Origin of the sequence: Treponema sp. (assembly GCF_045641405.1) — a bacterium.
GTDB lineage: Bacteria > Spirochaetota > Spirochaetia > Treponematales > Treponemataceae > Treponema_D.
The window spans coordinates 18,873-34,577 of the sequence record NZ_JAZUGX010000062.1 but is presented as its reverse complement, the minus strand read 5'-3'; the positions used below and the strand labels follow the sequence as shown (position 1 = coordinate 34,577).

The following is a 15,705-nucleotide window of genomic DNA, read 5'->3' as shown; positions in this document are numbered from 1 at the left end:
GCCATTGCAAGGATGAGGATTCTTGCAGTGGCTTTTTAATTTGTCAATTCCGTATTTGTCATTTATAATTTTAATGATTGAAATATATCTTTCATGGATGAATTAAGGAATGCAAAAATGATTGTTACAGAACTTCTTGAACGCAATGCAAGACTATATGGCGATGAAGTTGCCCTGGTGGAACTTAATCCCGAAGAAAAAGATAACCGCCGTGTTACCTGGAAAGAATTTGATTTGATAGAAAGCGATAAGACTGATCCATATCGCCGTGAAATCACCTGGAGCGTATTTGATGAAAAAGCAAACCGTTTTGCCAACATGCTCCTTTCCCGCGGAATAAAAAAAGGCGACAAGATTGCCATCATCATGTACAACTGCCTCGAATGGCTTCCAATCTATTTTGGAATCCTTAAGACCGGTGCCATCGCCGTGCCGTTTAATTTCAGATATGACGCAGATGAAATCCTTTACTGTGCAGAACTCGCTGAAGTCGATGCCATTGTATTCAGTTCGTCTTTCATCGGGCGCATCGAGCAGAATGTGGAAAAACTGCGCAAGGGAAGACTTTTGATTTATTACGGTGACGGATGTCCAAGTTTTGCCGAAAGTTACCGTGAGCTTGTAGCCGACTGTTCTAGCAAGGCACCTGAAATCAAGCTGACGGAAGAAGATGACGGTGCCATTTATTTTTCAAGCGGAACTACAGGATTCCCAAAGGCTATCCTCCACAAGCATTTGTCTTTGATTCAGGCTGCGGAAATGGAGCAGAAGCATCACGAGACAGGACGCAACGACGTGTTCCTCTGCATTCCTCCTTTATACCATACAGGTGCAAAATTCCATTGGATGGGATCCCTTGTTGCAGGATCAAAGGCCGTTCTCCTCAAGGGAACTAAACCTGAAATCATTCTCGATGCAATTTCAAAGGAAAAATGTACTATTGTCTGGCTTCTTGTACCTTGGGCTCAGGACATTCTGGACAGCCTTGATAACGGTTCAATCAAAAAGAAAGATTATGAACTTGACCAGTGGCGATTGATGCATATCGGTGCTCAGCCAGTTCCTCCTTCTCTTATAAAAAGATGGAAGGATTATTTTCCACATCATCAGTACGACACAAACTATGGTCTTTCAGAATCTACAGGACCGGGTTGCGTTCATCTTGGCATGGAAAACATACACAAGGTTGGTGCCATCGGTGTTCCTGGCTACAGGTGGGAATGCAAGATTGTTGATGAGCACGACAATGTTGTTAAGCAGGGAGATGTGGGTGAACTTTGCGTAAAAGGCCCTGGAGTAATGACCTGCTATTACCGAAATGAAGAAGCAACAAAAGAATGCCTTAAAGACGGATGGCTTTATACAGGTGACATGGCAATGCAGGACGAGGACGGCTTCTACTTCCTTGTTGACCGCAAGAAGGATGTAATTGTTTCTGGTGGTGAAAACCTCTATCCAGTTCAAATCGAAGACTTCATCAGAAAAAATGACAAGGTAAAGGATGTTGCTGTTATCGGTCTTGCAGACCGCCGCCTTGGAGAAAAGGCAGTTGCAATCGTTGAAGTAAAGGATGGCATGTCATTGTCCCTTGAAGAGATCACTGAATTCTGTGAAGGCATGCCACGCTACAAGAGGCCTAAGGAATTTATCTTTGCAGAAATTCCTCGCAATGCCACAGGTAAAATTGAAAAACCTAAGCTCCGTAAAATGTACGGTGCAGATAAATTAGTTGAACAGGAAAACAGAGGTTAATTATGGTTAAGTTGTTCATTCTGGTTGTTTACTTTGCAGTGCTTGTTGCCATCGGTCTTTACTGCCGCAAGCATTCAACAGATGTAAACGGATTTGTTCTTGGGGGCCGATCCGTTGGTCCATGGCTTACAGCTTTTGCTTACGGAACTTCATATTTCAGTGCCGTTGTTTTCGTTGGCTATGCAGGTCAATTTGGCTGGAGATACGGTCTTTCTGCCACATGGGCTGGAATCGGAAACGCAATAATCGGTTCCCTTTTGGCTTGGGTTGTCCTTGGAAGAAGAACTAGAATCATGACCCAGCATCTGGACAGTGCAACAATGCCGCAGTTCTTTGGCCGCCGTTTTGATTCAACTGCCCTCAAGATCTATGCTTCCGTGATTATCTTCATTTTCCTCATTCCATACACAGCATCCTTGTACAACGGACTTTCGCGCCTCTTTGGAATGGCATTCAACATCGACTATTCAGTCTGCATCATCCTTATGGCTGTCCTTACTGCCATCTATGTCATTGCTGGCGGTTACATGGCTACAGCAATCAATGACTTCATTCAGGGCATCATCATGCTTGTAGGCATCAGCGTAATCATTGCAGCGGTCCTCATGTCAAAGGGTGGATTCATGGCTGCCCTTGATGGTCTTGCCCGCATCGAGGATGCAAAGGTTGCAACAACACCTGGAATCTTCGCAAGCTTCTTTGGTCCAGATCCTCTTAACCTTTTCTTTGTTGTAATCCTTACTTCACTTGGAACATGGGGACTTCCACAGATGGTTCAGAAGTTCTACGCAATCAAGAATGAAGAATCAATCAAGAAGGGAACTATCATCAGCACTCTCTTTGCTTTCGTTGTTGCAGGCGGATGCTACTTCCTCGGTGGATTCGGTCGTCTTTTCTCTGACATTCTCAATGTAGGTCCTAACGGTGTTCCTGCAGGTGGATTCGATGCAATCATTCCTGCCATGCTTTCAACCTTGAGTCCAGTACTCATCGCTCTTGTTGTGATTCTTGTTCTTTCAGCTTCAATGTCTACTTTGTCTTCACTTGTAATTGCATCAAGCTCTACTTTGACAATCGACTTCCTTAAGGACAACTTCATCAAGAACATGTCGGAAAAAAAGCAGGTTCTCATGATCCGTTCCCTCATCGTGGTGTTTATAGCAATCTCGGCAGCCATCGCCCTTGTTCAGTACAAGTCAAACGTTACATTCATCGCTCAGCTCATGGGTGTTTCTTGGGGTGCCCTTGCAGGTGCTTTCCTTGCACCGTTCATGTATTCCCTCTATTGGAAGAAGGTTACCAAGGCTTCCTGCTATGTAAGCTTTACATTCGGTTCGGTGCTCATGATTCTTAATATGTTCCTTCGACCATACTTCCCTGCAATCATGAAATCACCTATCAACAGCGGTGCCATCGCCATGTTTGCGGGGCTTGTAATCGTTCCGATCGTAAGCTTCATCACAAAGAAACCTGACTCTACACTTGTAGAGGAAACCTTTGCCTGCTATGAGAGAAAGGTTCCTGTAACCCAGAAAACTTCTCTTGAAGGCTAAAATCGGTTGAAATTCTCCAAAAATATGAAAATGGTCCTTTGTGTGATTTTGTTTGCGCTAAAGGACCTTTTTTTTTACTTACAAAAGGATTTCAAAATTGAATTCTGGGAATCCTTAAATTATAATGTAGATGAGGTTTAAATCATGAAAAGAAAGATTTCTTTAAAGATTAAATTGCTTACTGTAATTGTAGGTCTCATCGTTGCCTGCTGTGTCATTCAGGGAATTGTTGTGCACAATATTGCCGATATGGCTCTTGAAGATGCCGTATCTAAAGGTGTTTCTTCAATGACCGAAAAAGTTGCTTTGGACATAAGTATCCGTAATGCTGAAGAAATGAGGTTTGCCCGAAATCTTGCAAAGCTTTCTGTGATTACAGGTGATGAATATACTACAGAAGAAAAATGCAATCTCCTTCTTCCAATCGTAAAGGAAAGCAATGGAAGATATGTAAACATCGCTTTTTACGATAAGGATGGTTATTCTTATATTCCTGAAAAGCCTGGTGTTCCTGTTTATTTTGGAGACAGAAGTTACATTAAAGCTCCTCTGAGCGGAAAAGAGTACATCCGTGATCCTTTTGTAAATACCATCACAGGACAGCTGATCATGTGCTATTGTGTTCCTGTTTATAAGAACGGAAATATTGTCGGTGCCCTTTGCTGTGTAAGGGATGGTAACTTCATTTCTGAAATCATTGAAAGCATGGATGTTGGTGGTGGAATGCACCCTGGAATCATCAACATGAAGACAGGTGAAACTGTCGGCAATGCAAACAAGGATACAGCAAAAGGAAATTCCGTTGATGACCTTGATCCAAATTCCGACTTGGCAAGAATATTTAAAAATGCCATGTCAGGTAATGTTGCAATCGAAACCTTTATAGATCCTGCAAATCATCAGAAGATGCTTGCAAGCTATCAGCCTATAGCAGACAGTGATTGGTTTGTTTTCTGTGCCGCTCCATATGATTTCTATTATGGCTCTCTTACCCATCTGAACAAAACAATTACAATCATACTTATAGCAGCAATTGTTTTGGGTGCTGTCGTTGGAATCATCTGTATCTCTGGCCTTATCAAGCCATTGTTCTATGTCAAGAATTCCATTGCCCAGATTTCTACAGGACATGCAGACCTTACAAGCCGTATTCAGCAGTCTTCAAATGATGAAGTCGGAGAAGTTGTTGATGGATTCAATACCTTTGTAGAAAAACTCCAGACCATCATTACTCAGCTTAAGACTTCTAAAATGGAACTTTCATCGGCCGGTGACAATCTTATTTCAAGTTCTGAAAACACAAGTGCTTCCATAAATGAAATCATTGAGAATATTGAGTCTGTCCACAGTCAGATCAACAACCAGGGAAACAGTGTTACAGAGACAGCAGGTGCAGTTAATGAAATTGCATCGAATATTGAGTCCCTTGAAAAGATGATTGAAAACCAGAGTGAAGGAATCAGTCAGGCTTCTGCAGCAGTTGAACAGATGATTGGAAACATTCGTTCAGTAAATGAATCTGTTGATAAGATGGCATCTTCTTTTGAGACTCTTTCTTCTAGTGCAAATTCTGGTGCTCAGATTCAGCTTGATGTGAATGAAAAGATTGAAAGAATCAAAGTCCAGAGCGAAACACTTCAGGCTGCAAACATCGCTATTTCTGCAATTGCCGCCCAGACAAACCTTCTCGCCATGAACGCTGCCATTGAGGCTGCCCATGCTGGTGAAGCAGGAAAAGGATTCTCGGTTGTTGCCGATGAAATCCGTAAGCTTTCGGAAACTGCTTCTGCACAGTCAAAAACAATCGGTGAAGAGTTGAATAACATCAGGGATTCAATTGATGGTGTTGTAACGGCATCAAGCATGTCCAGTTCTGCATTCCAGAATGTTGCCTCAAAAATCAACGAGACTGATGAACTTGTCCGCCAGATCAAGGCTGCGATGGATGAACAGACACAGGGATCTCAGCAGATTAACGAAGCTCTCCACAGCATGAATGACAGTACTGTTGAGGTTAAGAATGCTTCCCGTGAAATGTCTGAGGGAAATAAGCAGATTCTTTCTGAGGTAAAAAATCTTCAGGATGCTACTGAGGTTATGAAACTCAGCATGGAAGAAATGTCTGAAGGTGCAAGAAAGATCAACGAGACAGGTGTTGTTCTTTCTGACATCTCAGCAAACATGAAGGATTCCATCGAAAGAATTGGTGCAGAAATTGACCAGTTCATTGTTTGATGAATTTCTTTAATCTGTAAAATGACGCGCCTGACCAGGCGCGTTTTTTGTTTTTTGATAAATTGTGCTTTCTCTGATATAATGAAAAACTATGATTACTATCTTACCTGAAACAACTAAGAACCCTATTACAAAAATCGGTCTCATGGCAGGTGTCTGCTGGAATGGAGACACTACAGATCCTGAAAAAAATTACAAGCGTGGAATGGACTGCATTCTTTGCGAACACGGTAGAACCTTTGAATATCCTGATGTGGAAATGGTAATTGACGGTTATTCCGCACGCTGCATCCGTGAATGGTATACACATATAGCTGGAGGACCTACACGTCTTCAGTCATCCACAAGATACGTTAAGTGGGAAGGTGAAAATTTCGCCGACAACTTTGTGATTCCTCCTAGTGTGGAAAAAGCAAAGGCAAATGAAGATGCAAAAACTGCTCTTTCTGATTTTGAAAAATCCTTCATGACACTTCTTTCGACAATGGAAAAAGCAGGAGTTCCAAAAGAAGACATCGCCATGTTCTATCCACTTGGAATGAAGACAAAAATCGTGGACAAGCGCAACATGAGGAATCTTGTTGAAATGTCCCATCAGCGTCTTTGCACAAGAGCCTACTGGGAATACAGAAAATTGATGAAAGATATCTGCGATGCCCTTTCCGAATATTCTGAAGAATGGAAATGGATAGTGGACAACCTTATGAAACCAAAATGTGAGGTAACAGGATTCTGCAAGGAAAAGAAATCCTGTGGTCGCAAACCAAAACTAGAGGAAAAATAATGAAAAAACTTATGTTGGGAAATGCAGCTTTGGCCCGTGGATTTTACGAAGCTGGCTGCAAGGTGTTCTCTAGCTATCCTGGAACTCCAAGTACAGAGATAACGGAAGAAGCTGCAAAGTACAAGGAAATATATTGTGAATGGGCTCCGAATGAAAAGGTTGCCGTTGAATCTGCCCACGGTGCAAGCCTTGGTGGTGTTCGAGCTGCAAGTGCCATGAAGCATGTTGGTCTTAATGTTGCAGCAGATCCAATCTTTACGATTTCGTACCAGGGACTCAATGCAGGTCTTGTAATTGTTGTTGCCGATGATCCAGCCTTTCATTCATCACAGAATGAACAGGATAGTCGCCACTATGCAATTGCTTCGAAGATTCCAATGCTTGAACCAAGCGACAGTCAGGAATGCCTTGATTTCGTAAAAACAGCTTATGAAATTTCTGACAGGTTCAATACGCCTGTTTTCATCAGGACATGCACGCGAGTTGCCCATAGCCAGAGTGTTGTTGAAACTGGAGAACGCAAGGAAGTTCCTCAGGTGCCTTATGTTAAGGACCAGATGAAGGTCATGATGACAAAGGCCGTAAAGCTTGCCCATGACCGTGTTGAACAGCGCACTCTTGATCTTGCTGAATGGGCATGTACATCTGGAATCAACCGCATTGAAATGGGCGGAACAAAAATCGGAATCATTGCAGATAGCACAAGCTATCAGTATGCAAAGGAAGTTTTTGGCGATGAAGTTTCAATCCTGAAAATCGGAATGGTTTATCCTCTTCCTGAAAAAATGATCCATGACTTTGCTTCAAAAGTTGATGAACTTTATGTCATGGAAGAACTTGATCCTATCATCGAGACCTATGTTAAGTCTCTTGGCATCAAGTGCTACGGTAAGGACAAGTTCCCTATCTGCGGTGAGTTCAGTCAGAATCTTGTACGCAAGGTGATGGGAAAATCTGTTCCAGAAATTTTCTCTCTTTCTGAAGAAATTGAAATTCCTGCACGTCCACCTGTCATGTGCGCAGGATGTCCTCACCGCGGAATTTTCTATACTCTTAAAAAGAACAAGTGCAATGTTTACGGTGACATCGGTTGCTATACTCTCGGTGCAGTCGCTCCCCTCAATGCAATGGATTTGAATGTCTGCATGGGTGCAAGCTGTTCTGGACTCCACGGTTTCAATAAGGCTATGGGAAAAGACGGCGAAACGAATTCCGTTGCAGTCATCGGAGACAGTACTTTCATGCATTCGGGTATGACAGGCCTTTCTACGATTGCATACAATGGAACCAATTCTACAGTTATTATCCTTGATAATTCCATAACTGGCATGACGGGTCATCAGCAGAATCCTACTACTGGAAAAAATCTTTACGGAGATCCTGCCAATAAAGTTGATCTTGAAGCCCTTTGCCGTGCTCTGGGTGTGAATCGTGTTAAGGTTGTCGACCCTTATGATCTTGCTGCCGTCGAATCGACACTGAAGGAAGAACTTGCCGCTGAGGAACCAAGCGTAATCATCAGTCGTCGTCCATGTGTTATGATCAAAGGAATCAAGCATAATCCTCCTCTCAGGATAGAAAATGAAAAATGCAAGGGATGCAAAAGCTGCATGAAAATCGGTTGTCCAGCAATCGCCTTTAATAAGGAAACAAAGAAAGCAAGTATAGATCCAACCTTGTGTGTTGGATGTAATGTTTGCAAGCAGCTGTGTTCCTTTGATGCAATTACAGGAGGAGCAGAATGAATATCATGATAGTTGGTGTTGGCGGACAGGGAACTCTTCTTGCTTCAAAACTCCTCGGACATGTTCTTCTTAATGAAGGTCATGATGTAAAGGTTTCTGAAGTTCACGGAATGAGCCAGCGTGGTGGAAGCGTTGTTACTTATGTTCGCTTTGGAAAGAAAATATATTCACCTGTAATCGACAAAGGGGAAGCAGATATCATCCTTTCTTTTGAACAGTTGGAAGCTGCCCGCTGGTTTGAATTCCTCAAGAAAGATGGACTCATCATTACAAATACTCAGCGCCTTAATCCAATGCCTGTAATCACAGGTGCTGCAGAATATCCTGAAGGACTTGTTGAAAAAATGAGGGCTGCCGGTGCAAAGGTTATTGCGGAAGATTTTCTTTCTGCTGCAGAAAAAGCCGGAAGTTCAAAAGCTGTAAACATTGCTTTGCTAGGATGCCTTTCAAAATATTTTGATGAAATTTCAGAAGATAAATGGAATGCCGCCATTGATGAAGTTGTTCCAGAAAAATTCCGAGAGCTTAACCACAAGGCTTTTGAAAACGGAAGGAATGTATGAAAAGCTATTGTTCCCTGACTTTTGACGACGGTCCAAATCTTACTACCAGTATCCGCATGATTGAAGTGCTGGAAAAACATGGGGTTGCAGGTTCCTTTTTTGTGTGTGGTAAAAACATAAACGAAGAAACTGAAAAAGTTATGCTCAGGGCGCAGGGTATAGGCTGTACCATAGAAAACCATTCCTTCAGTCATAGCCACATGACAGAGCTTTCTGAATTCCAGATAAAAAATGAATTCGACATGACTTCGGATTTGATAGAAAAAGTTACGGGTCGCCGTCCTGAATTTTTCCGTGCGCCATATATTGATGCCGATGAAAAGGTTTTTGGTTCAATACCTGTTCCTTTTATTGAAGGGGAAGGGTGTGAAGATTGGCTTTCTGAAATTGATGCAGATACCCGTTATGAAAGAATTCTTTCTACAATCAGCAACGGTTCAATTCTTCTTCTTCATGATTTTGAAGGCAATGAGGCGACCGTAGAATGCATCGATCGATTGATTCCTGTTCTAAAGGAGCGAGAGTTTGAATTTGTTTCTGCACCTGAAATCTTCCGAAAACTTGGAGTAAATCCAGACAGACATGGACATCAATGGAAGAATGTTTGCAAAATCTAAATCCATATTGTAAAATTATTGCTAGAACTATAAAAAATGTGGAGCCACACTCATGAAAAAGATTCTTACTGCATCAACCAATCCAATTGTTATTGAGACAGTCAGAAAGGCTTGCAAGACTTATGCGGCATATTTCTCTGCTGAAGTTTTTGGTGCGACAGAGCCTGTCATAAGCTATATCAATTACGAAATTCCAGAGATCAAGGTTCTAGACTATACATCGAAGGAAATTCGCTGCGAGGAAATTCTTGATGCGATCAAAAGTGATGCATGGCTTCATTACGGTGGAATCATTGCCGTCTGCTCTGGTGCCCGTCAGGTAGAAGCGCTTGAAGAGCTTAAAGACAACAACATGATTGCGATCCTTACAGTTCAGAATTTCAAGACACACTTTACCCGTGTCCTTAGAATCCTTTGGCAGAATCAGCAGTTCCTGTTTAACCGCGGTATGCAGGATATTATCGGAGGCATGGAAAATGGATCATTCAACTGTTCAAATGATCCTATGGATATCCGTTTCTATACGAACTTTCTTGTAAGCTATCTTTACAACACAAACAGAATTTCTGCAGATGACAGATACAAGCTTCAGATGACATTGATGGAATTCCTAACCAATGCCCTTGAGCATGGAAACCTTGGCATCACCTATGAAGACAAGACAAAGTGGCTCAGCTCAGGAAAGGATATCCTTCAGCTTATTGCTGCTAGAAATCAGGATCCAAAATACAAGGACCGCAGAATTCATATCAGCTACACCATAGGCAAGTCAAAGTCCATGTTTACCATCAAGGATGACGGAAAGGGATTCGACTGGCGTAAATACATTGAGTCAGAAACAAATGAAGATTTCCATGGCCGTGGAATTTCCATCAGCCGTGATCTGGTTCAGCGTGTTTCCTATAATGAAGCGGGAAATCAGGTTTCCTTTGAACTTCCAACAATCAGGAATCAGGTAAATACAATTCCTGGAATCATGGAGCCTTTTGCAACTATTGAATACAAAAACAAGGACATCATCTGCCGTGAGAATGAAGTTTCAAGCGACCTTTACTTCATCGTTTCAGGACGTTTTGCAGTTTATGTTGGAAAAAAACTTGCCGCTGTTCTTACACCTAACGACATGTTCATCGGAGAAATGGCATTCCTTTTGAATGAGCGACGTACAGCAACTGTTCTTGCCGTTGGGGACTGTCGCCTCATAAAGATTCCAAAGACAGCTTTCCTTACGCTCATCAGAAAAAATCCTCATTATGGTATCTTCTTGAGCAAGATGCTTGCGTTAAGGCTTCAGCGTCAGACAAAGAATTCAATTGAATTACAGAAGCGTCTTTCTGCAATTGAAAATCTTGATATCCTGGATTAGGAAGCATTCAATTAGTTTTTGAAAAAATAGATTGTCGGATCAAAACTGGTAATGACATTGGATAGGATTTTACATTACAGTTTGTGGATATAGGTTCCGTCTTCCGTATATGTAAGTCCTGCTTCTTTTATTCCGTTGAATCTGTATTCTTCCGGCAACTTGATTTTTATCAGGTGAATGCCGCTGTCTATGGCATCCTTTCGGACAAACATGAGCATGTTTCGCACAGTGATTTCAATTCTCTCCGTTGCGCTAATCTCGATAAAGTTGATGACAAAGAAATCTTCCTTTCTGTAAAAAGAAAAAACGCCGGTTTCAGTTTCGTTTTCAAAAATGGAAAAAATTTTATGGCCGTATTCAATTTCTTTTGCGATGGTTTCATTTCTTGCTTCAGTTACGGCTTTATATTCAGGCTGAATGAAATCTGGATTCAGCATGCTCAATGAAACTCCGTCGCCCTTGTCGTAAATGGTTGTGTTGAATTCAGGATTCAACTGGAGAAATGAGACGAACTTTCTTATTTTTCGGATCAGCTTGATGGTGCTGTAGTTGTGGGTAAGACTTGGGTTCTCAACCATTCCGTGAAAGAAAAGATTATCCGTAATTATTACGCCCTTTTCACTCAGGTTGTGCTTGAACTTCTCAAAGAATTTTTCGTACTGTGCCTTTGCCGCATCGATGAAAATCAAATCGAATTTTTCGTCAATCTTTGCGTCAAGGGCATCTTCGTTTATTATTTTGATTCTGTCCTGCAGTCCGCAGTTTTTTATGTTGTCTACGGCGCGGCTGTAGCGGTCTATGTCTATTTCAATTGTGCGGACATAAATATCAGGCGAAAGGTTTGCAAAGTTGATTGCGCTGTATCCGATGGCGCTTCCTATCTCAAGGATTTTTTTACACCCGCGGTTCACTATTGTGTCGCAGATGAATTCTCCCCCCTTGTCCAGTACGATCGGGATGGAATTTCTTTTTGCGTATTCTTTGATTTCTGAAATTTCGTTCATCGGTTCAGCTTGAGGCCTTCCAGACTGATGTTGTTTTTGTCAGCCAGAAGACTTTCATATTCTTTAATTGGGATAGGCTTATAATAATAGAAACCCTGAACATAGTTAAGACCCATGCCTTTTAAAAGGACAATCTGTTCTTCTGTTTCTACGCCTTCCGCGATTACAGGAATCTTCATGTTGTGTGAAAGGTCTACTACACTCTTGATGATGCTTACGCCCTTGTCATAGTTTGTATTGTCCAGGTCAAAGAACTTCATGTCCATCTTGAGTACGTCTGCCTGAACGTCTTTCAGCATGTTGAGTGAAGAATATCCGCTGCCAAAATCGTCGATGAGGATGGTGAATCCTTTTTCCCTCAGCCGCTGGATGACTGTCTTTAGAATTCTTGTGTCGTCAACAAAAGCGCTTTCAGTGATTTCAATTTCTATCAGCCTTGGGTCGATGTTGTAGATGTTGATGAGGTTGCTGAAAACTGTCGGAACATCAAGTGAGAATATATCGATGCGGGAAACATTTACTGAAATTGGAACTGGTGAATGGCCTTTGTCTATCCACTTACGGATTGATTTGCATACTTGTTCCCAGATGTAGACATCAAGCTTCATGATGTTTCTGTTCTTTTCAAGGGCAGGAATGAATTCCCCAGGAGAAATGAAACCACGCAGCTTGTTGTTCCATCTTACCAAAGCCTCGGCGCCGACTATCTTGTTGTCAAGGATTGAACATTTAGGCTGAAGATAGAATGTAAATTCTTCTTCTTCAAGACCTCGTTCGATTTCAGGGATGATCTGAAGGTCGTGTTCCAGTTCCTTTACCATTTGAACATCGTACCAGTTGATTTCAATTTTTGGATTTTCAAGTGCACGTCTGCAGGCGGTCGTTGCATAATCCATGGCATCAAGAATTTCTTCGTCTGGATTCTTTATTTCATATCCGCCGAATACCATGCGGAATCCTTCTATGCCGTCAAAGGAAGACACAAGGGCTGAAAGATTTTCTGTAAGGTATTTGAGGACAGATTCGTGCTTGTCCATAAGGATAAAGAAGTCATCACCTCCGCCATAACCAGAGACCGTATCAAAGAGCCTGTCCATCTCGTGTAGGACATAGGCTATGCCTTTTATGAGTCTGTCTCCCTGCCATCTTGAATACCACTTGTTGAAGAAACGGAAATGTTCTATGTCCATGGCTATGAGACAGAAACTGTCGTGTGGTTCCTTGAAGAATTCCACTGCAGCTTTTCGGAAGCTCTGTTTTGTCAGCAGCCCCGTAAGATCATCCTTTTCAAAATCAGTTTTGTTAAGTTCGTCAGGGAGTGCATAGTTGATTGAGAAGAATGCAAAAACCAGCTCCTGCCCGTCAAGCCTTTCTTCTTCCGGTACCAGACGTATGGTTACTTCATCCCATGCACCCCGGGCGCTTTTTTCCCTTATGGTTGCTGTTATCGGCTCGTTTGCAGTCTTGAGTCTTTCCGACATATTCTGCAGGTTTAAAAGTTCCATGAATTTTTTGTGGTCGTCTGGATGAACCATAGTCGCACAGGTTCTTTTTATGAGCTTTGAAAGAGGTTCTTCTGAAATCTGGATTTTCTGACCGAAATTCTTTTCTGAGATGAGGGAATATCTGTCGATGGTCAGATTCATGTCGAGGGCAAAGTTGAAGGTGTCCATGAGCCTTGCACGGGACATAAGTTCTCGAATCATGCTGTTGTAGAGGCTGCCTGTAAAAAAGTAGCATTCCCCGTGTTCAGGATATTCCATCGTGGAAATGGAAACATTTATCCAGCGTGAAAGATTCATGTTGAATACCGTCAACGAGGTGGAATCCTGCTCCGAAAGGTTTTCTGTATTTTTTGTAAGAATTTCTGTTGCTTCGGGACATTCCTTGCCTATCTCCAATGCTGGAAATGCAACCTTTGCGTTTTCGTTGAAGGCAAGGATTTTAAGAGAACGATCTGCAATGTATAGCAAATTGTCGCGTATTTTATTCATGTCACCATCATTTAGGCTGAATCTTAAAATTTTTTAAGATTCCTTCCTTTAAATTATAACACCTAAATGATGGAAATCAATCGAAATCGGAAAATTATGATTCTCTGTGGTCAAAGACGCGTTTTGTCTTTTTTTCGCTTCTTGGCAAAGTTCCAACAGGAACAACTGCAACCTTTGGGTTTACGCCGATCTTTGATTTGAAGAGGTTTGCTATTGCCTTGCCTGTCTCCTCAAAGTTTACGCGGCCTTCGACTTCAACCGTAAGAACCATTACGTCCTTGTTGTTTTCGTCGTCGTGTCCGATGGCGATTGAGTATTCACTTGTTGCGCCGTCGATCTGGTGGAGGACTTCTTCAACCTGTGCAGGGAACATGTTTACGCCGTGTACCTTGAACATGTCGTCGCTTCGTCCCTTGATGATGTCCAGACGAGGGTAGCATGATCCGCAGGAACATTTTTCAGGAATGATTCTTGAAAGGTCGTGTGTGCGGAACCTGAGGAGTGGAGCCCCTTCCTTTACTAAAGTCGTGATTACAATTTCACCTTCTTCTCCGTCTTCTACAGGTTTTCCTGTTTCTGGATTGATGATTTCGATGAAAAGGTAGTCGTCCCAGTAGTGGATGTATTTTTCTTTCTGACAGTTGATTCCGATTCCAGGTCCGTAGATTTCTGTAAGGCCGTAGATGTCGTAGAGTTCGATTCCAAGTCCGTCCTGAATGCTCTTGCGCATTTTGTCAGACCAGCGTTCGCTTCCGATGACTCCTTTTTTCAATGCAACCTTGTCCTTGAGTCCTCGCTTTGTGATTTCTTCCGAAAGCAAAAGGGCATAGCTTGATGTTGCGCAGATTACTGTAGACTGAAGGTCCTGCATCATCTGGAGCTGTTTTTCTGTATTTCCAGGTCCCATTGGAACTGCCATGGCACCGAGTTTTTCACAGCCTGCCTGGAAACCGATTCCTGCTGTCCAAAGTCCGTAGCCAGGAGTGATCTGGATGCGGTCCTTCTTTGTTATTCCTGCCATCTCGTAGCAGCGTGCAAACTGGATTGCCCAGTCGTCAACGTCTTTTTTTGTGTATGGAATGATTACAGGTTTTCCTGTTGTTCCGCTTGATGAATGGATGCGGACTACATCTTCATCAGGAACAGCTTGAATTCCAAGGGGATATGCGTTTCTAAGGTCATCCTTTGAGCTGAAAGGAAGCTTTTCAAAATCTTCCTGGCTTGCAACTCCAGTGATTCCTTTTTCGCGGTAGAGTTTTCCGTAGTAGCTGTCGCCTGCGATGAGGCGTTTTACCTGTGCGTCTACAAGTTCAATCTGTTTCTGTGTAAGTTTCATAAATATATCCCTTTATAATGTTTCTTGTTATAGAAACAAGTATAACAGAGGATATAAAAAAATCAATTGAAAATGAGGTTGCATCCTGAATCGGACGGAACTATAGTCCCAGTGTTTTGGGGGTAGAAAGCTGTCAGATTACATAGATGTAGGAATCGTCAGCCTTGCTTCGCTGGACAATTTGCTCCAGTGTTATTCCATCTACATACGAATTGATTGACTGTTCGAATCCTTTCCAGAAATCTATGTTGCCGGAATTTGTTACGGGGTGACAGGGAAGGTCTCCTTTTGGATTCAGGTCGCCTTCCATTGCCCTTAAGATTTCTCCAGCCGTATATTCTTTTGCGGATCTGTTCAGCTTGTAGCCGCCGGAATTTCCCCTAAGGACATCGAGAAGTTCATTTTTCTTGAGCAGGTTTACTATCTGTTCTGCGTATTTTGCGGAAATGTTGTGGCTGTGGGCAAGGGATTTTAGCGGCGTATATGCTTCAGGATTTGATTCCGCAGTCTTTGCCAGTGTTGTCATGAGCAGCAGTCCGTACTGACCTTTCGTTGATATTTTTAGCATTGAAAGCCTCCCTGTGATGAATTAAAACCTATTAAGTTAATAGGAGTATAATCAAGGGTAGTATATCAATATTCACCTACTATGTCACTAGGAATAAATTTTAATTATTTTCTTAAAACCTATTGACATAGTAGGAATATGAAAGTATATTGCAATCATACTCCTACCAAAGAGGTAGGAATTAAAGC

At 42.2% G+C, this 15,705-nt stretch carries 12 protein-coding genes; 8 read left to right on the top strand and 4 right to left on the bottom strand.

Going from position 1 to position 15,705, the window contains the following annotated elements; genetic code table 11:
• Nucleotides 1–117 precede the first annotated feature (117 nt).
• From ACKI39_RS09475 to ACKI39_RS09440, 8 genes are all read left to right on the top strand, one after another.
• A complete protein-coding gene (locus tag ACKI39_RS09475; RefSeq protein WP_407399918.1) occupies nucleotides 118–1,752 on the top strand; it encodes a class I adenylate-forming enzyme family protein in 1,635 nt (544 codons plus the stop codon).
• A 2-nt stretch (nucleotides 1,753–1,754) separates the two neighbouring features.
• Nucleotides 1,755–3,305, top strand: coding sequence for a sodium:solute symporter family protein (locus tag ACKI39_RS09470; RefSeq protein WP_407399916.1), 1,551 nt, complete (start codon nucleotides 1,755–1,757; stop codon nucleotides 3,303–3,305).
• A 144-nt stretch (nucleotides 3,306–3,449) separates the two neighbouring features.
• On the top strand, nucleotides 3,450–5,540 hold the full coding sequence (locus ACKI39_RS09465; RefSeq protein ID WP_407399914.1) for a methyl-accepting chemotaxis protein: 2,091 nt from the start codon (nucleotides 3,450–3,452) through the stop codon (nucleotides 5,538–5,540).
• A gap of 91 nt (nucleotides 5,541–5,631) precedes the next feature.
• The gene (locus ACKI39_RS09460; protein WP_407399912.1) at nucleotides 5,632–6,324 is read left to right on the top strand and encodes an FAD-dependent thymidylate synthase; all 693 of its coding nucleotides are present in this window, start codon (nucleotides 5,632–5,634) and stop codon (nucleotides 6,322–6,324) included.
• Nucleotides 6,324–8,069 carry an indolepyruvate ferredoxin oxidoreductase subunit alpha gene (gene iorA, locus ACKI39_RS09455; RefSeq protein WP_407399910.1) on the top strand — a complete coding sequence of 582 codons (1,746 nt, stop codon included), beginning with the start codon at nucleotides 6,324–6,326 and terminating at the stop codon, nucleotides 8,067–8,069. Before ACKI39_RS09460 ends, iorA begins: the two co-directional genes overlap by 1 nt.
• Complete coding sequence (locus ACKI39_RS09450; protein WP_407399908.1) at nucleotides 8,066–8,632, top strand: indolepyruvate oxidoreductase subunit beta; 567 nt, start codon at nucleotides 8,066–8,068, stop codon at nucleotides 8,630–8,632. The genes iorA and ACKI39_RS09450 overlap by 4 nt, the downstream gene beginning before the upstream one ends.
• On the top strand, nucleotides 8,629–9,249 hold the full coding sequence (locus ACKI39_RS09445; RefSeq protein ID WP_318689906.1) for a polysaccharide deacetylase family protein: 621 nt from the start codon (nucleotides 8,629–8,631) through the stop codon (nucleotides 9,247–9,249). The genes ACKI39_RS09450 and ACKI39_RS09445 overlap by 4 nt, the downstream gene beginning before the upstream one ends.
• Before the next feature lie 52 nt (nucleotides 9,250–9,301).
• Entirely contained in the window at nucleotides 9,302–10,615 is a 1,314-nt protein-coding gene (locus ACKI39_RS09440; protein WP_407399906.1) for a cyclic nucleotide-binding domain-containing protein, read from the top strand.
• Nucleotides 10,616–10,689: 74 nt separating this feature from the next.
• On the opposite strand, the gene ACKI39_RS09435 is transcribed toward ACKI39_RS09440, so the two are convergent.
• The 4 genes from ACKI39_RS09435 to ACKI39_RS09420 form a co-directional block, all read right to left on the bottom strand.
• Nucleotides 10,690–11,619 carry an O-methyltransferase gene (locus ACKI39_RS09435; RefSeq protein WP_407399904.1) on the bottom strand — a complete coding sequence of 310 codons (930 nt, stop codon included), beginning with the start codon at nucleotides 11,617–11,619 and terminating at the stop codon, nucleotides 10,690–10,692.
• Nucleotides 11,616–13,613, bottom strand: coding sequence for an EAL domain-containing protein (locus ACKI39_RS09430; protein ID WP_407399902.1), 1,998 nt, complete (start codon nucleotides 13,611–13,613; stop codon nucleotides 11,616–11,618). The genes ACKI39_RS09435 and ACKI39_RS09430 overlap by 4 nt, the downstream gene beginning before the upstream one ends.
• A 94-nt stretch (nucleotides 13,614–13,707) precedes the next feature.
• Complete coding sequence (locus tag ACKI39_RS09425; protein ID WP_318689902.1) at nucleotides 13,708–14,949, bottom strand: phenylacetate--CoA ligase family protein; 1,242 nt, start codon at nucleotides 14,947–14,949, stop codon at nucleotides 13,708–13,710.
• Between the two features lie 133 nt (nucleotides 14,950–15,082).
• Nucleotides 15,083–15,517 (bottom strand): RrF2 family transcriptional regulator, encoded by a 435-nt coding sequence (locus ACKI39_RS09420; protein ID WP_318689901.1) that lies wholly within the window; start codon nucleotides 15,515–15,517, stop codon nucleotides 15,083–15,085.
• Between the last annotated feature and the right edge of the window lie 188 nt (nucleotides 15,518–15,705).